At 72.5% G+C, this 15,691-nt stretch carries 18 protein-coding genes; 11 read left to right on the top strand and 7 right to left on the bottom strand.

Features of this window, described 5'->3' with window-relative positions; translation table 11 throughout:
* Positions 1–113 precede the first annotated feature (113 nt).
* The 6 genes from ABD327_RS21105 to ABD327_RS21080 all read left to right on the top strand — a co-directional run bounded on the left by ABD327_RS21105 (position 114) and on the right by ABD327_RS21080 (position 4,000).
* Positions 114–413: a hypothetical protein gene (locus tag ABD327_RS21105; protein ID WP_344452279.1), complete on the top strand. Its 300-nt coding sequence runs from the start codon at positions 114–116 to the stop codon at positions 411–413.
* On the top strand, positions 410–1,108 hold the full coding sequence (locus tag ABD327_RS21100; protein ID WP_344452278.1) for a hypothetical protein: 699 nt from the start codon (positions 410–412) through the stop codon (positions 1,106–1,108). Before ABD327_RS21105 ends, ABD327_RS21100 begins: the two co-directional genes overlap by 4 nt.
* Before the next feature lie 17 nt (positions 1,109–1,125).
* A complete protein-coding gene (locus ABD327_RS21095) occupies positions 1,126–1,503 on the top strand; it encodes a YbaB/EbfC family nucleoid-associated protein (RefSeq protein WP_344452277.1) in 378 nt (125 codons plus the stop codon).
* Positions 1,500–1,976 (top strand): hypothetical protein, encoded by a 477-nt coding sequence (locus ABD327_RS21090; protein WP_344452276.1) that lies wholly within the window; start codon positions 1,500–1,502, stop codon positions 1,974–1,976. Before ABD327_RS21095 ends, ABD327_RS21090 begins: the two co-directional genes overlap by 4 nt.
* A 102-nt stretch (positions 1,977–2,078) precedes the next feature.
* Positions 2,079–2,861 (top strand): tetratricopeptide repeat protein, encoded by a 783-nt coding sequence (locus ABD327_RS21085; protein WP_344452275.1) that lies wholly within the window; start codon positions 2,079–2,081, stop codon positions 2,859–2,861.
* A gap of 278 nt (positions 2,862–3,139) precedes the next feature.
* Positions 3,140–4,000, top strand: a complete 861-nt coding sequence (locus tag ABD327_RS21080) for a CPBP family glutamic-type intramembrane protease (RefSeq protein ID WP_344452273.1) — start codon at positions 3,140–3,142, stop codon at positions 3,998–4,000.
* On the opposite strand, the gene ABD327_RS21075 is transcribed toward ABD327_RS21080, so the two are convergent.
* Positions 3,958–4,647, bottom strand: coding sequence for a response regulator transcription factor (locus ABD327_RS21075; protein WP_344452272.1), 690 nt, complete (start codon positions 4,645–4,647; stop codon positions 3,958–3,960). The genes ABD327_RS21080 and ABD327_RS21075 overlap by 43 nt on opposite strands.
* Positions 4,617–5,924 (bottom strand): sensor histidine kinase, encoded by a 1,308-nt coding sequence (locus tag ABD327_RS21070; protein WP_344452271.1) that lies wholly within the window; start codon positions 5,922–5,924, stop codon positions 4,617–4,619. Before ABD327_RS21070 ends, ABD327_RS21075 begins: the two co-directional genes overlap by 31 nt.
* Before the next feature lie 171 nt (positions 5,925–6,095).
* Here ABD327_RS21070 and ABD327_RS21065 point away from each other — a divergent pair, with 171 nt between their 5' ends.
* On the top strand, positions 6,096–6,653 hold the full coding sequence (locus tag ABD327_RS21065; protein ID WP_344452269.1) for a flavin reductase family protein: 558 nt from the start codon (positions 6,096–6,098) through the stop codon (positions 6,651–6,653).
* Between the two features lie 23 nt (positions 6,654–6,676).
* Here ABD327_RS21065 and ABD327_RS21060 read toward each other — a convergent pair whose 3' ends face one another.
* From ABD327_RS21060 to ABD327_RS21050, 3 genes are all read right to left on the bottom strand, one after another.
* Positions 6,677–7,582, bottom strand: coding sequence for an exonuclease domain-containing protein (locus ABD327_RS21060; RefSeq protein ID WP_344452268.1), 906 nt, complete (start codon positions 7,580–7,582; stop codon positions 6,677–6,679).
* Positions 7,583–7,708: 126 nt separating this feature from the next.
* Positions 7,709–9,376: a methyltransferase family protein gene (locus ABD327_RS21055; RefSeq protein ID WP_344452267.1), complete on the bottom strand. Its 1,668-nt coding sequence runs from the start codon at positions 9,374–9,376 to the stop codon at positions 7,709–7,711.
* Positions 9,373–10,257 (bottom strand): hypothetical protein, encoded by an 885-nt coding sequence (locus ABD327_RS21050; RefSeq protein ID WP_344452266.1) that lies wholly within the window; start codon positions 10,255–10,257, stop codon positions 9,373–9,375. Before ABD327_RS21050 ends, ABD327_RS21055 begins: the two co-directional genes overlap by 4 nt.
* 95 nt (positions 10,258–10,352) lie before the next feature.
* Here ABD327_RS21050 and ABD327_RS21045 point away from each other — a divergent pair, with 95 nt between their 5' ends.
* From ABD327_RS21045 to ABD327_RS21035, 3 genes are all read left to right on the top strand, one after another.
* A complete protein-coding gene (locus tag ABD327_RS21045) occupies positions 10,353–10,976 on the top strand; it encodes a TetR/AcrR family transcriptional regulator (RefSeq protein ID WP_344452265.1) in 624 nt (207 codons plus the stop codon).
* A 105-nt stretch (positions 10,977–11,081) separates the two neighbouring features.
* A complete protein-coding gene (locus ABD327_RS21040) occupies positions 11,082–11,372 on the top strand; it encodes a hypothetical protein (protein WP_344452264.1) in 291 nt (96 codons plus the stop codon).
* A gap of 94 nt (positions 11,373–11,466) precedes the next feature.
* The gene (locus ABD327_RS21035; protein ID WP_344452263.1) at positions 11,467–12,450 is read left to right on the top strand and encodes a phosphotriesterase family protein; all 984 of its coding nucleotides are present in this window, start codon (positions 11,467–11,469) and stop codon (positions 12,448–12,450) included.
* Positions 12,451–12,471: 21 nt separating this feature from the next.
* On the opposite strand, the gene ABD327_RS21030 is transcribed toward ABD327_RS21035, so the two are convergent.
* The gene (locus tag ABD327_RS21030) at positions 12,472–13,098 is read right to left on the bottom strand and encodes a PaaI family thioesterase (RefSeq protein WP_344452262.1); all 627 of its coding nucleotides are present in this window, start codon (positions 13,096–13,098) and stop codon (positions 12,472–12,474) included.
* Positions 13,099–13,187: 89 nt separating this feature from the next.
* Positions 13,188–14,420, bottom strand: a complete 1,233-nt coding sequence (locus ABD327_RS21025; protein WP_344452261.1) for a CoA transferase — start codon at positions 14,418–14,420, stop codon at positions 13,188–13,190.
* 66 nt (positions 14,421–14,486) lie between these two features.
* Between ABD327_RS21025 and ABD327_RS21020 the strand changes: the two genes are divergently transcribed.
* Entirely contained in the window at positions 14,487–15,539 is a 1,053-nt protein-coding gene (locus ABD327_RS21020) for an enoyl-CoA hydratase/isomerase family protein (RefSeq protein ID WP_344452260.1), read from the top strand.
* Positions 15,540–15,691 lie beyond the last annotated feature (152 nt).

Genomic DNA, 15,691 nt, shown 5'->3' with positions numbered 1-15,691 from the left:
GACCGGGTCCGGTCAACTCCGTTCGGGTCGTCGTGATCATTCACCCCATGATCGACCGTCCTGTGTTCTAGGGTTCCGCGAGAACCGTATGAAGAACTCCAGGAGAGGGAGACATGGCTCCCAGCAGTGACGTTAAAGTCGCCATCGAACGGCTCCACACGCTTAGTACGAGCCATTTTCCGACTATCGCGCAGTCGGTGTTCAACGCGCAGAGCCACCTTGCCGCGGTGCCGCTGGACCCGAAGGCGTTCGGAAGCAATCCGGTCGGCCCGAAGGTGATGCCGGTCTACGAGAAGACCCGGACGGCGGTGCACGGCCAGTTGAAGGCGACCTTCGAGGGCCTTGACGAGACGGCGGGCGCGCTGCAGAAAATATCCTCGCACTATCGCAATCTGGAAGAGGCGATGTCATGAGCCTCGGAGATTTCAAGAAGCTTCTCGGCCTGCAGGGGATGGAACTGCTCGACTTCTCGGCGCAATTGGTCGGGAAACCGCAGCCTTCGACGCTCGCCGATCCGCTGCTCTCGCCTGAGCCGGTTCTCCTCGACGGAGCGATCGACGAATGGCAGAAGGCCGCCGACGGCATGACCTTTCGGCTGTCGGAGTTCGAGCAGCAGGTCACGCTGGTGCTCCAGGCCTGGCAGGCGCCGCCGGAGTTCCTCACCTACACCTCGTCGGTGGCCGACGTGATGGAGGCCCAGCAGGCCGCGATGCAGGAGGTGAAGAAGCTGCTCGAGGACGTCAAGAAGGGCTTGGACGACGACAAGAAGGCGACACAGCGGAAGATCGAGAACGTGTGCATCTCGATCATGGGAGTGCTCTTCGGAGCGGGAGCCGCCCTCGTCGCGGGGCTGCTCTTCCCTCCTGCGGAAGCCGCCATCGCGCCCGCGGCCTGGACGGCCGTGATCGGCGGGATCGGCGCCCTCATCGGCGGACTGATCGCATGGCTCGTCGCCTCCCGCCAGAATTCCGAGGACCGGGCCGACTCCTGGAAGGAGACGCTCGACGATCTCAAGGAACTGTCCGAGGGCCGGCAGCTCGAAAAGATCAAGAGCCCCGCCATGCCGGACCTGTCGAACGTCAAGAGCTTCCGGCTCATCACCTCCTGAGACAGAGAGCGACATCCATGGATTCCTTCGCCGAAGAAGACGCCTATCGCACCCGCGAGGCGATGGTCCAGATGGGCCGGCAGATCGCCGAGAAGACGGTGCAGGGGCGGTCCAAAGACGACATGGTCGTCGCGACGGCGATCGCCACCGGCCAGATCGTGGGGCTGGAGATCAACCCGCGGGTCTACCGCAACCCCGACGCCCAAGGGCTGGCCGCGAGTGTTCTGGAGGCCATCAACGCGGCGCTCGCCGCCGCGACGAGCGTCCGCCTCGACGGGCTGGCCGAGGCCACCGGCATGCAGGTCGAATCGTTCGGCGAGGTACTCGAGAACGCCCACAAGCTGGCCGAGAGCCTCTACGAGGAGGCGGAGCAGATGCGCCGCGGCCACCGTTGACCCTCATCCGGGGAAGGAGGAGCCGGGTACTGCTGGTCTTCGCGGCGGTGGAAGTGGTGGGCGTCGGCGCCGTCGGGCCCGTGGCCGTCCCCGCGATGTGGCCGGCGGAGGGGGCAGGCGTGCTGGAGTACGCGGTCTTCGTCTTCGTCATGGCGGTCGGCGCGGTGAGCCTGCCGGTGATCGTCCTGGCCGCGCTGAGCCGACCCTTCCTGGAGTTCGGCGAGCGGGGGTTCCGCTACCGTCCGGGACCGGCGGTCGCCCGGTCGCTCTCCTGGGAGGAGCTGAGGGAGGTCACGGTCTTCTGTGACGAGCGGGGCGGGGCGACGCGGATCAGCCTGGTGGCCCTTCGGGGGAGGCAGGGGGCCGCGGTGCCGGTGATCCTCGACCTGCGGGCCTTCGCGGTGGACGGCGAACGGCTCCGGGCGGAGTTCGCCGGCTCCGGGCGGGAAGGACTGGCGGTCCGGGTCGCTTGACGAGGGAACTGGACTTCGTCCCGGAAAGGGCCGTGTCGTCTCTCGACGGCGCGGCCCTTTTCAGTAGGGTCTAGATCACTTCTCGAAGGAGGCCCCTCCGCCATGACCCTGGCTCAGGCCCGCCTGCTGGCGGAGTCCGGTGACCTGCCCGCAGCCGCCGAACTGTTCGCCGAGGCGCTGGACGATCCCGCGCCCTCCGGCCGCGCCCAGGCGGCGCTGGGGCTGGCGGTGGTCCTGGAGGAGCTCGGCGAGCACGACGCGGCGCGTGACGCCGACTGGACGGCGATCGAGACGGGCGACCCCGAGTACGGCCCCCGTGCCGCCTACCACCTGGCGCTGGCGTGCGAGCGGGCCGGGGACAGGGGGGCGGCCGAGGAGGCATGGCACCTGGTGGTCTCCTCGGAGCACCCGGCCTACCTTCCCGCGGCCTGCCTGGCGCTGGCCCAGCTCGCCGACGACGACGGCGAGCTGGAGACCGCGGTCGGCTGGTGGGAGAAGGTCGTGGCCACCGGCGACGAGCAGTACACGCCGGTCGCCGCGCACGACCTGGCGCAGCGGCTGCTGGAGCAGGGCCAGACGGCCCGCGCCCAGCAGGTCCTGGCCGCGGCCCTGCGCGCCACGCCCCCGGAGGGGTACGCCTACGCCCGCCTGGCCGTGGCGATGGGCCTGACCCATCTGGAGCAGGCGATCAGCGCGTTCACCGCCGCGATGGACTCCACGAACGCCCCGGACGTCGCCCCGCTCGCCGTCGAGCTGCTGGCCCGGACCCTCCCGCTGCGCGGCAGGGACGGCGAGGCCGAGGAGGTGTGGCGGCGCGGCCTGTCCGACCCGCTGCTGGCCGACCAGGTCGCCGCCCGCCTGCACCGCGAGCCGCCCGCGCCGTGAGGCGCCGGGCGGGCTCGCCGAGCCGGATCTCCTCGGACGCCTGAGGAACGCGGGCCCGCCGACGGCGTGCGCCTTTCCGCTCTCGCCCGTCCCGAGGAGGGCTCGTCGGCGACCAGTGCGGCGGCTGACGTCCTTCATGTCAAGACCCCCGGGCCCGACCTGGAGGGGTAGGGCGGGCACTACCCGGAGACGGGCCTCCGCCATCTCGTGGGGAGGGGGTGCGCGGGAGTGGAATCTTCCACATGACTTTTCCGGCTTTTAGCGATTTCGCCCCTTGGGTGAGGACCACGACGGGGCGGGGCGTGGCCGTCTTCCTCGCGATCGCCTTCGTGCCCGCCTGGGCGTGGCTGGCGACCGGCCACCTCCTCCTCGGGCTCTCCGCCCTCGACCCGCTGCTCCAGCTGCCTTTCGCGTTCGCCCCCGCCGTGGCGGCGCTCATAGCCAGGCGCTGGGTGACGGGAGAGGGGTTCGCGGACGCGGGACTCGCGCCGCGCCTGCGCGAATCCCGGTCGTGGTATCTGATCGCCTGGGCGGGGCCGTTCGTCCTGGTGGCCGCGACCGTGCTGACCGCCGTGGTCCTGGGGGTCGAGGCGCCGGCCCTCTCGGAGCTCGACGGCCTGGCGTCCGGCGTTCCGGGCTGGATCACGCTGCTGATCCTGGCGGTGGCGGTCCTCCTCCTGGCGCCCCTGTACGGGGGAGAGGAGTTCGGCTGGACGGGTTATCTGCGGCCGCGCCTGTTCCCGGGCCGCACGCACCTGTCGATCCTGACGACCGGGCTGATCTGGGCGGTCTGGCACTTCCCCCTGGCCTTCGTCGGGTACATCGAATTCGACGACATCGGCTTCGGCCTCGCGTCCTGGACCGTCTCCTTCGTCCTGCAGGAGTACGTCCTGGCCTGGTTGTGGCTGCGCAGCGGGAACATCTGGGTCGTCAGCCTCGCCCACTGCGGGAACAACATGGTGCTGTCCCTGCTGACGGCCCACCTGCTGGACGCGCGGACCGGCACCGCCGAGCTCATGTGGATCTCCATCGTGCCGCTCGCCGCGGTGGTGGGATGGCTGGTGGCCACCGGCCGCCTGGAGGCCGGTCCGGCGGCTCAGCGCGCGGCGGGCGGCAGGGGGCGTCCGGCGCGCAGGTAGGCCAGGACGGCCTGGACGCGGCGGTGGACGTCGACGGCCTCGGGCAGGCCGAGCTTGGTGAAGAGGTTGCCGATGTGCTTGCCGACGGTCGCCTCGGAGATGAACAGGCGGGCGCCTATGGCCGCGTTGGAGCATCCCTCCGCGATCAGGGCGAGGACCTCCTGCTCCCGCGGCGACAGGGCCGACAGCGGGTCGTCCCGGCGCCGCAGCATCTGGCGGACGACCTTGGGGTCGATCACGGTGCCGCCGCCCACCACCTGCCGCAGGAGGGCCGCGAACTCCTCGACGTCCACGATCCTGTCCTTGAGCAGGTAGCCGACGCGGCGTCCGTCGGCCGAGTCGAGGAGGTCGCCGGCGTAGCTCAGCTCCACGTACTGGCTGAGCGCGACCACCGCCAGGTCCGGGCGTTCCCGGCGCAGGGCCGCGGCGGCCCGCAGACCCTCGTCCGTGTGGGACGGGGGCATGCGGATGTCGGTGACGACGAGGTCGGGGCCGTGCGCCGTGACGGCCTCCACGAGCGCCTCGGCGTCGCCCACCGCCGCGACGACCTCGAACCCGAAGCGGCCGAGCAGGCCGGCCAGCCCTTCGCGCAGCAGGACGCCGTCCTCGGCGAGGACTACTCGGACGGGGGATGCTCCAGTGTGCAAGGAAACTCCACGCGTAGGGTCGTCGGCCCGCCGGAAGGGCTGGCGAGCAGCATTCTGCCGTCGATCACGGCCACCCGGTCGGCCAGGCCGGTCAGTCCCGTCCCCGCAGAGGGGTCGGCTCCGCCTCTCCCGTCGTCCTCGACCTCGAGGGTCAGCAGGCCGTCCCGCCACCACGCGCGCACGGCGGCCCGGGTGCCGCCGCCGTGCTTGGCCGCGTTGGCCAGCGCCTCGGCCGCCACGAAGTAGGCGGTCGCCTCCACGGAGTCCGGCGGACGCCCGGGGAGCGCGGCGTCGACCGCCACGCGCAGCGGGGACCTGTCGGCGAGCTCGCCGAGCGCGCCGGGCAGCCCCCGGTCGGTGAGGACGCGGGGGTGGATGCCGTGGACGAGTTCGCGCAGCTCCGACATCAGCTCCTTGGCCTGACGGTGGGCGGTCTCGACGCGTTCGGCGGCGGGCGAGTCCGGAGGGATGTCCAGGCGGGCCAGCCCGAGCTGCAGGGTGAGCCCGAGGAGGCTCTGCTGCGCCCCGTCGTGCAGGTCCCGTTCGATGCGGCGCCGCTCGGCCTCGAAGGCGTTCACGAGCCGGGCCCGCGACCGGGCCACCTCCACCAGTTCGCTCCGCAGCCCCCCGCCGCGGCCTTCGCCCAGGAGGACCCGCGCGGCGCGCACGTGCAGTCCCGCCAGGAAGGCCACCAGGTACGGCAGGGCGAGCAGCGCAGCCCCGGCGCCGAGCGCGTAGGCGAGGGACTCGGTGAGCGTCTCGACCTCGACCACGAGGAGGGTCACCGGGGTCTCGCCCGACAGCACCATCACCAGCCCTACGAGCGCAGAGAGAGCCCAGAGCAGGATGAGAAGGGGCACGACGGCCGCCGCCGGCGCCGTGACGGCCAGCACCCCCAGGTATCCCAGCTCGCGCCAGGTCGCGGCCTCGCCGTAGCGGGCGAGCAGCCGGCGCGGCAGGCCCGCGTCGCGCGGTTCCCGATGCCCGGAGAGGATCGGCCGGAGGTCCACCAGCCGCAGCCGCCTGCGCTCCCACCGCGCCAGCGGCACCGCGGCCAGTGGCCCGACCGAGGTGAACAAGGCGGCTGCCGCGATGAGCGGGAGGACACCGCGTCCGTGTGCGGCCTCCACCGCCGCGAACGTCGCCGCCGCGCTGAACGGAGCGGCCAAGAGCATGCTGGAGAACAGGTGGCCGGCCGATCGCCAAGGCCACGAGCCGAGGAGAAAACCCGGCCGGGAGATCGCCTCCCAGGGGGTCTGCGGTACGGAGGCGGACATTTCATGCAGGTTAATGCCCTTCGGGTGCTGGTGGCGGCGGGGCGGGCTCCTCCTCGTCCCGGCCGCCGAGACCGGGGCGGACGGCCCGCCGGAAAGCTGGGAGAGGGTGCTTTCTTCCATTCAATGGGAGAAAGAATTGGCTTTCGCGATCTGGGGCCTTACCGTCGATTCATGAGCACCCAGGTCAACACCGGCCCCGAGACCTCAGGGCCCACTCCGCTGGAGATGCGCCGTGCGATGGGCAGTTTCGCCAGCGGCGTGACCATCATCACCGGCTTGCACGAGGACGAACCCGTGGGCTTCGCCTGCCAGTCGTTCGCGTCCGTCTCCCTGGAGCCGCCGCTGGTGCTCTTCTGCGCGGACCACCGCGGTCGCACGTGGCCGAGGATCCGGGAGGCCGGACGGTTCGCGGTGAACGTGCTCGGCGAGGAGCAGCAGGACCTGTGCTCCAGGTTCGGCTCCAGCAGGGGCGCCAAGTACGAGGGCCTGGAGTGGGAGGTGTCGAGGTGGGGCACCCCCTCGCTGCCCGGGGTGCTGATGCGCGTCCACGCCGAGGTCCACCAGGTGACCGTCGCGGGCGACCACGACGTGGTGATCGGCCGGGTGCTGGAGCTGGAGACCCCCTCCCACGGACTTCCGATGCTCTTCTTCCGCGGCGGGTTCGGCGTCCAGGAGGAGCAGGACTGGAGGCTCCCCGACCTGTGGGGCTGGGGCGACAGCTGGGACTGAAGCCCCGATTGCCGGGGAGGACGTCAGGCCGGCTCGCCCGGCTTGACCTCCTCGAGCAGCCTGAGGAACAGGGGCTCGTCGATGACGGGGACTCCCGCGGCGAGTGCCTTCTCGGCCTTGCCCGTCGTGCGGAAGGACTCGTTGGCGACCAGGACGCTGGTGTGGCGGCTGACGTTGCCCATCACGTTCAGGCCCGCGGCGGCGGCGCGGGTGGCCAGCTCCAGGCGGGGGAGCTCGGTGTCGCCGGTGAAGGCGACCTTCATGCCCTGGACGAGCGCAGAGTCCAGCCTGCCGGGGTTGCGGTAGGGGCAGCGGGCCTTGGGGATGCTCACCGGGTACCGGGAGGTCTGCCGGGGCGGGCATGCCGTGAACGGCAGCTCCATCCCCAGCCGGGCCGCCGACTCCAGCGAGCGGCGGAACACCCCCGAGAGCATCAGCGTGTCGCCGAGCGCGTCGTGCGCCTGGTACCGGGTGACGTCGTAGTAGTCGACGAGGGTGGTGAGCTGGAGGTCGGGGGTCGGCGGGACGAGCCTGCGGTTGAGCTCGAGCGTGCACAGCCGCCGCCGCACCGGCATGACGACCGCCGCGCGGGCGAACTCCCCGGCCAGGAAGTCGTAGTCGAACGGGGCGTTGTGCGCCACGAGGACCCTTCCGTGCAGCATCTCGGCCACGCGGGAGGCCACCTTGTCGAACGTCGGCGCCCCGCGCAGCCGCTCGGCCGTCAGCCCGTGGATGTGCACCGGCCCCGGGTCGACGCCCGGGTCCAGCAGTGTGGTGTAGCGCCTGACCTCCCGCCAGTTGCGGTCGACCGTCATCACCGCGAGCGAGAGCACCCTGTCGCGTCCGGGCCGCAGCCCCGACGTCTCCACGTCGACCAGCGCCCAGTCCTGCACGTATTCCCCGGAGAGGGACATCGGTCGATCTTCCACGCGTCCGATGTTAGCCACCAGAAGTCCCTTTCGACCCCCTTGAAACTCACCGCGCCCGGAAGGAGGCTGTGCACAGAGCGTTGCAAGGGCGTTCCGCGAGGGCGGTCTCCGTTCAACGGAGACCTCTTACGTTCGGTCCGACGGCCGTGACCGACGGGAAGCAGGGTGGGAATGAGCATTTACGACGAGATCGGAGGGCCGGCGGCGGTCGGCGCCGCGGTCGACGACTTCTACGTGAGAGTCCTGGGCGACCCGGAGCTCAAGGGTTTCTTCGCCGGGACGGACCTCGCCCGCCTCAGATCCCACCAGCGGGCGTTCATCACCGCCGCCCTGGGCGGCCCGGAACTGTACGAGGGCCGCGACCTCGGTGCCGCGCACGCGCGCCTGAACCTCGAGGGCCGGCACTTCGACGCCGTCGTCGGCCACCTCGCCGCCACCCTCGCGTCCCTGGGCGTCCCCGAGGAGACCATCGGCGAGATCGCCTCCGCCCTCACCCCGCTGCGCGCGGACATCGTCACCCGAGGCGGGAACCCGGCGGACTGACCCGCGAAGCGCGGGATTCCGCGCGGGCTCGAGAGACGGGCCCGCGCCGAAGGCGTCCGCGCACAACTGGGCGAAGTGGCTGAGACCGGGCAGCAGGAGGATCCAGCCGAGAAGGGCCCAGCCGAGAGCGAGGTGACCGGTCGCTCGAGCCCAGGCGGCGACGCCCTCGGCGCGGAGGCCGTCGGCCCGTTCGTAGGTCATCCGGCGCAGACCCGAGGGGTGGGTCTCGGCGGGGAGGACGGTCAGGGCCACGGGGGAGCGGCGGCGGATCCAGGAGGCGACCGGGTCGCAGCGGTCGCAGTCGTTCGCGATCCAGATGGCGGCGGGCGGTATGCCAGGGTAAGGGCGGATCGTCGGCAGCCAGGGCCGGACGGACGAGCGGTAGCGACTCCACTCAGGACCGTGCAGGACGCGGAGCTGAGCGTCCTCGTGCCAGGCCGCGAGGCCCAGCCCATAGGACACGGCCACGACGGCTCCCAGAAGGAAGACCGGGTCGAGGAGCGCCAGGAGCAGGTAGGTGAGCGTCATCCCGAGCTGCATCGGATTGCGAACGTAAGCGTAGGGACCGGTCGTCACCAGACGGATCGGCGGGTCGTAGGGCAGCGGCGTGCCCCGGCCGGAACAGGCGAACTCGTGGACGGCGGCGGCTGACAGAGCCGCGGGTACGAGCAGCAGTTGGGCCACCAGGCCGAGCGCCCAGCCGGGATGGTCGAGCACCCGGCTCGGCAGAACCGGCAGGACGACCATGAGGCCCGTCGCCAGTACGGCCTGCGACACCGCCCTCGCGACGAGGCGGCGGTCCTCGAGGGTCCAGCGGGCCAGGAGGAGACCGGGCACCAGGGAGACGGCGACGGCGAGGGCCTCCCCGGTCAGCCAGGAGTCGCCCAGGATCAGGACGGGTCCGCCCAGCGGCATCACCGCGAGGTCGATCCACACCGCGAGACCCGCCACCAGAGGGAGCGGCAGGTTGTGGCGCAGGGCCAGCACCGCGACACCGCCCCACAGGACCGCCCAGCCGAGCAGAAGGTCGACCGGCATCCCGGCGACGGTTCCGCCCTCGGCGGCGAACGACCACCATCCGGCACGCAGCGCGAGAAGGTTGACCAGGGACAGCGCCAGCGCGTTCCAGCAGACGCCGAGGACGAGCGCGGCCGTCTCCGCCCGCCCGGGAGGCCGGTGCCGGAGCATCGCCGCGGTGATGAGGATCGGGACGAACAGGCCGACGCCGCGCACCAGTGCCGGATCGGTCACGCTTCGGCGCTTCCGGTGAAGGTCTCGGCGAGGTAGGCGGCGGCTTCGCGCATGCCGTGACGCTGGACGGGGCCGAAGTACCAGGCGGGGTCGAACGTCCGCCGGTACCGGAGGGTCACGCTCAGCCGGGTCCCCTGCCAGCGGAACTCGGCCTCGGTGAGGTCGAGCCAGCGGGCCAGCGTGGTGTCCCGGGTGACGGCGAAGACCGCGAGGCCGGGCTCGTACCGCACGACCGTGAGGTCCATCGAGCGGGGCGTGGGCCGGGATCGGAGGCCCAGGGAGGTGCGCGGGGTGAAATCGATGTGCCGGGTGGCGCCGGGCGCGAGACCGGTTCCTTCGGAGCGCACCGGCCGGGGGAATCTGAGCCGCAGGAACCGGGAGCGCACCGGGGCGAAGTCCGGCGCGGCGGCCAGGGCGTGCTCCAGATCGGTTCCGGCCGGCGCGGTCCGGGTGACCGTCACCTCGTTCGCCCGGGGGAGGGAGACGGCCGTGCCTTCGAGGCCGAGCAGCAGCGGGACGACCAGCATGACCTTCAGCCCGCCGCGGACCTCGTCGACGAAGACGCCCAGGATCGCGCCGCACAGGTAGAACAGCGGGGCCGCGACGACCAGGCAGACGACCCCCTCGTCCAGCAGCGGCCCGGCCAGCGCGAGCCCGACGGTGATGGTGGCCATGATCGTGCCGAGTGCGCTGCGCGGCCGGGCCGTGGCCACGACGGTGAGCGCGATGAGCGCGGGGATCCCGACGTAGAACAGCGCGGTCTGCTCCAGCCGTCCGGCTTCGAGGACCTTGTAGGCGAGCATCGCGGCGAACAGCGCGGCCACGACGCCCAGCAGGGTCCGCCGGGCGGTTCGTCGCCGTTCGGGGTCGGGAACGACCATGGGGGGCACCTCGTTCATCACTCGGTTTAATCGTTTGTTTTAATCAAGTGGTTAAACCGTATGATGGGCGGGATTGTCAAGGCCGAAGGGGGAACGTGAGCAAACAGAACAGCGCGGAGACGAAGGAACGCCTCCTCGAGGCGGCCGCGCACACCCTGCGCACCGAGGGGTACGCGGGCACCAGCGCCCGCACGATCGCCAAGGCCGCGGGCTGCAACTCGGCGCTGGTCTTCTACCACTTCGGCGGAGTCGACCCCCTGCTGCTGGCCGCGCTCGACCGCTCGTCCGAGGCCCGGATGGCCGCGCACCGGAAGGCGGCGGAGGAGGCGCGCACCCTCGAGGAGCTCGTGGAGGCCGCGACCGCCATCTACCGCACCGACCTCGAAGGCGGCCACATCACCCTGTTCACCGAACTGGTCGGCGCCAGCATCGCCCGTCCCGAACTGCGCAAGGAGATCGTGGACCGGGCCGAGCCCTGGATCGAGTTCGTCGAGCAGACCCTCGAGCGCGTGATCGGCGGCTCCCCCCTCGCCAAGCTGATGCCGCCGCGCGACCTGGCGTACGCCGCCATCACCTTCTATCTGGGCGTCAACCTCTTCACCCACCTGGACGCCGACCGCACCCGCACCGAGGCCCTGTTCGGCCTCGCCGCCCGCGTCGCCCCCCGGGCCAGGCTCCTCACCCTGAGGCTCCCCGGCCGCCGCGCCAAGGACTCCTGACCCGCGACGCGGCCATGCCCGGAAAAGAGATTCCTCCGATCCCGGCGGCGTTTACCGTGGAAGGCGTGGCCGACGACCGCTGAGCCCAAGGAGGACCGTCGCTCGATGCCTGCTCTGACCGCGGCCGAACGTGAGTTCGTGGACCGGTATCTGGCCGTCGTGGATCTGCTGGGACGGATCAACCCGGCGAACGCCGAGCACACCTATGGGGCGCTGCGGGCCGCGCAGGCGCTCGTCGGGGATGCCGCGGCGCTGCGCGACGCGCTGGAGACCATGCTCGAGCGCGGAGAGAAGGAAGTCTTCGGCGAAGCCCTGCTCCAGGCCATCAGGGAACTGGACGGGCAGCGCAGGACGGGGCGTCTGGCGCTGCCGGACGAGCACTCCTCGACAGACTGACGCCCCTGGTGGGAGGGGCGGGCACGGTGGTAGAACGGCAGACCGCACGAGACCTCCGTCCCGGCGGTCCGCCGTACGATGAGGAGCTCCACGCATGGCGCAGGTGAACACGGTCCTCGGTCCCGTCGACGAGGCCGACCTGGGACGTACGTACGTCCACGAGCACATCTTCACGCTCGACGCCGACGTGCAGGCCAACTACCCGGGGGAGTGGGGGAGCGAGGACGAGCGGGTCGCCGACGCGGTGGAGCGGCTGGGGGCGCTGGCCGCCCTGGGAGTGCGCACCATCATCGACCCGACCGTCGTCGGGCTGGGCCGCTGCATCCCCCGGATCAAGCGGGTCGCCGAGCAGGTGCCGGAGCTGAACATCGTCGTGGCCACCGGCCTCTACACCTACGACGACGTCCCGTTCTTCTTCCGCTACCGGGGGCCTGGGCTGAACAAGGCCCTGGGAATGGACGTCCCCGATCCGATGACCGACATGTTCGTCCAGGACCTCACCGAGGGGATCGCGGACACCGGCGTGAAGGCCGGCATGCTCAAGTGCGCCATCGACGAGCAGGGGATGACGCCGGGCGTCGAACGGGTGATGCGGGCCGTCGCGGGCGCCCACCGGCGGACGGGCGCCCCCGTCACCGTGCACACCCACCCGAACAGCCGGACGGGCCTGGAGGCCAAGCGGGTGCTGTGCGACGAGGAGGGCGCCGACCCCCGGCGGATCGTCCTCGGCCACAGCGGCGACACGTCCGACTGCGACCACCTGGCCGAACTCGCCGACGCCGGCTTCCTGCTCGGCATGGACCGCTTCGGCCTGAACCTCGACACCACCTTCGAGGCCCGCGCCGACACCGTGGTCGAGATGTGTCGCCGGGGCTACGCCGAGAGCATGGTGCTCTCCCACGACGCCTCCTGCTACATCGACTGGATCGACCCGAACGTCCTGCCGTTCCTCCCCCAGTGGCACTACCTGCACATCGAGCAGGACGTCCTGCCCTACCTGCGGGAGAAGGGCGTGACCGAGCGGCAGATCACCACGATGCTCGTCGACAACCCGCGCCGCCTCCTCACGGGTTCCTGAGGCCGGAGCCCGGGTTCTCGGTCAGGCCTGGCCGGGCCTGAGGGTGATGAAGAGGCCCTCGGCTTCGGCGCAGAGGGTATCGCCGTTGTAGAGGGCGCCCTCGATGAAGCGTTTGCGGCCCTCCTCGCGGACGAAGCGGGCCTCGAACCGGAGGTCGGTCCCGATGGGGGTGATGCTGCGGTAGTCGACGTGGAGGTAGGCCGTGCGGGAGGGGAGGCGGCCGCCGCCGTTGGAGACGCGCCCCAGGAGCGAGTCGAAGAGCAGGGGGATCGCGCCGCCGTAGACGGCGCCGTTGCGGCCCAGGTAGTAGCGGCCGAACCTGACGCGCCCGTGGAGATGGTCCGGCCCGGAGGAGTCGGTGTGCACCACGGGGATGAGGCCCTGGGCGCGGCCGGGGACGTCGATGCGGCCGATGATCTGGTCGCGTTCGGGCACCTGGTGGGCGCGGAGCTCGGAGTTGAAGGCCTCGACCTGGCGGAGCATCTCCTTGACCAGGTCGGGGGGAGCGACCGCCCCGGTCATCAGGTCGTTGAACTCGCGGAGCGCCTCGGCCAGCCGGGGGAGGTCGGGGGCGCCGCGGTCGGCGGGCAAGGGGGTGAGGTTCCAGTGGGGGTCGCCCGTGACCCCTTGGTCGGACGTTTCTGCCATGTCAGATTCATACCGGACCGGACGGTAACTTCAGCACGCCGGGGGTCGCCGTACCGTCCGGCAAAGGAGATCCTTCCCGGCGGAGCGGTTCAGGGGAGCGGGATGCCCAGCTCGCGCAGGACGTCGGAGGTGTCCGCTCCGCTGTCCGGGGCGGGCGCGGGCGAAGCCCCGCGACGCGGGGCGGGGACGGCGACGGGAACGGGGCCCTCGTCGGTGTCGACGATCCAGCCGCCGCCGGTCGCCCGCGCGGCGGTGCTCGGAACGGGAGGCACCTCCGGGAGGGTCTGGGCGATCACGTCGGCCATCGACAGCTCCCACAGGACGCCCGAGCCGTCGGCCGGGGCGGTGGCGGCGAGGACGGCGGCGGTCAGCCCGGTGAGCGGGTCGGCGAGGGCGTCGCCGCAGAAGACCGGCCCGGCCCCGTCCCAGGCGAGCAGCCCTGCGCAGGCGGCGACGTCGTCGCCGAAGCCGATCCTGTCCCGCGCGCGGCCGTACGCGGTGATGGACACCCAGGTCTTCCCCGAGGCCACCGCCTCCCCGGCGTCCAGGCCCCACCTGGCCAGCGCCCGGGGGCGGGAGGCCTCGATCACGATGTCGGCGGCGCCCACCAGTCCGGCCAGGGCGCGGCGGCCGGACGGCGTATCCGGGTCCAGGACGACCGACCTGTGCCCGGAGTGCAGCAGGTCGTAGAAGGCCCGGTCGCCCCGGCGGGCCCCGTCGGGGCGGGCCGGCGTCTCGACCTTGACGATCCGGGCTCCGGCCAGGCCCAGCAGGTGGGCGCACAGCGGGCCCGCCCACAGGGCGCTGAAGTCGACCACCAGCGCGCCTTCGAGCGGGCGGGGCGCGGCGGGGGAGGGAACGCGAGGCCTTGCCGGGCGGCTGACGGGTCCCGCGGCGACGCCCAGCAGGGCGGCGCGTTCGGCGAGTTCCGCCCCGGAATGCCCGGCCAGCCAGCGGCCGAGCGCCGTCCACACCTCCTCGCCGGGCTCGGCGAAGGCCAGCGCGGAGAGTAGGCTGGGATCGTCGGGGCGGGCGCAGGAGACCGCGGCCCAGCCGTCGGCGGTCGGCAGCAGCCGGCTGCCTCCCCCCGCGGAGATCGGCCCGCGCCGGGAGTGGCGGGTGTAGGCGGCACGCTCCGACAGCAGCCGGGGCCCGTCCACCCGTACCGGACGGCCTCCTCGCGCGGTGAGGTCGGCCAGCAGCGCCCACAGCTCGGCGGCCCGCTCGGCGGCGGCGCCGGGAGGCACGAGCGGCGGTCCGCCGGGACGGCCGGTCAGCGCCACCGCCCCGCTGCGCGCCCAGGCGGCGGCCCGTGCGGTCATCGGCTGCTCCGCATGGCCCGACGATACACTCACGACCCCTGGAGGACCGGCAATGGCGGAGCACGGATGAACGGCCCTGTCCTGCTGTCGGTCGCCGATCTGGCCGACGGCGCGGCCCACGCCCCCGTCCTGGGCCCGGACGCGGCGCCGGTCGACCCCCTCGTCGGGGTCGAGCTCGGCGCCGTTCCGTCCACCGCGGTCCTCTCCCGCGCCGTCGAGCGCGCCAGGTCACACGACCGGCTGCTGGTGGGCGTCCACGAAGGGACGGACCTGCCGGAGGCGGCCCGGACCCTGTCGGCCTACCTCGACCTCACCCTGATCACGTCCGGCCGGTCCCTGCCCCGCCCGTACGTCGGCGTCGAGGATCCCAAGGCCGCGCTGGGCCGGCTGTGGGAGGCGGCGGCCGCCAACCCGCGGGCCGCCTTCGTCCTCGGCGGGGTGCTGCGCGCGTCCGCCGCCCTGCCCGTCGCCGAGGCCCTGGACGTGGAGTCCTTCGCCTACTCCACGCTGCTGGCCGGGCCGGAGTTCTCCGGATGGCTCGCCGGACGGGGGACGGTCAACGCCCCGCCCGAGGTGACGGACCCGGTGCTGGTCTCCCGCGACGGCGACACCCTGCGCCTGACGCTCAACCGCCCCGAGCGCCGCAACGCCTACGGCCGCCTCCTGCGCGACGCCCTGGTGGAGGGGCTGGCCCTCGCCGAGGCGGACCCGTCGGTCCGCCGGGTCCTCCTGGACGGCGCGGGCCCGGTGTTCTGCTCCGGCGGCGACCTGGCCGAGTTCGGGACCGCCCCCGACCTCACCACCGCCCACCTCGTCCGCACCCGCGCCGGCGCGGCCCTGCCCCTGCACCGCCTGCGCGACCGCGTCACCGTCCGGGTCCACGGCACCTGCGTCGGCGCGGGAGTCGAGCTCCCGTCGTTCGCCCGCACCCTGATCGCGGCCCCCGGCACCACCTTCCGCCTGCCCGAGATCGCCATGGGCCTGATCCCCGGCGCCGGCGGCACCGTGGGCCTGCCCCGCCGCATCGGCCGCTGGCGCACCCTGTACCTGGCCCTCACCGGCCTGGAACTGGACGCCGGGACCGCGCTCTCCTGGGGCCTGGTGGACCGCCTGTCCTGACCGGGACCGTCCCGCGAGCGCACGCCGGGCGCGGCTCCGTTCACGCCCCGCGCCGCCGGGAGAGCCGGGCGGGGGACGCAGTCGTCTCGACCGCCCGGCGTTCCGGGCGCCGTCGGCCGCCCGGAGGCGGCGGCCCGCCGCGGGGAAGGGGC

This window comes from Actinocorallia aurantiaca, assembly GCF_039533685.1.
GTDB lineage: Bacteria > Actinomycetota > Actinomycetes > Streptosporangiales > Streptosporangiaceae > Actinocorallia > Actinocorallia aurantiaca.
The sequence above is the reverse complement of the archived record's forward strand: the minus strand, read 5'-3'. Positions and strand labels throughout refer to the sequence as shown.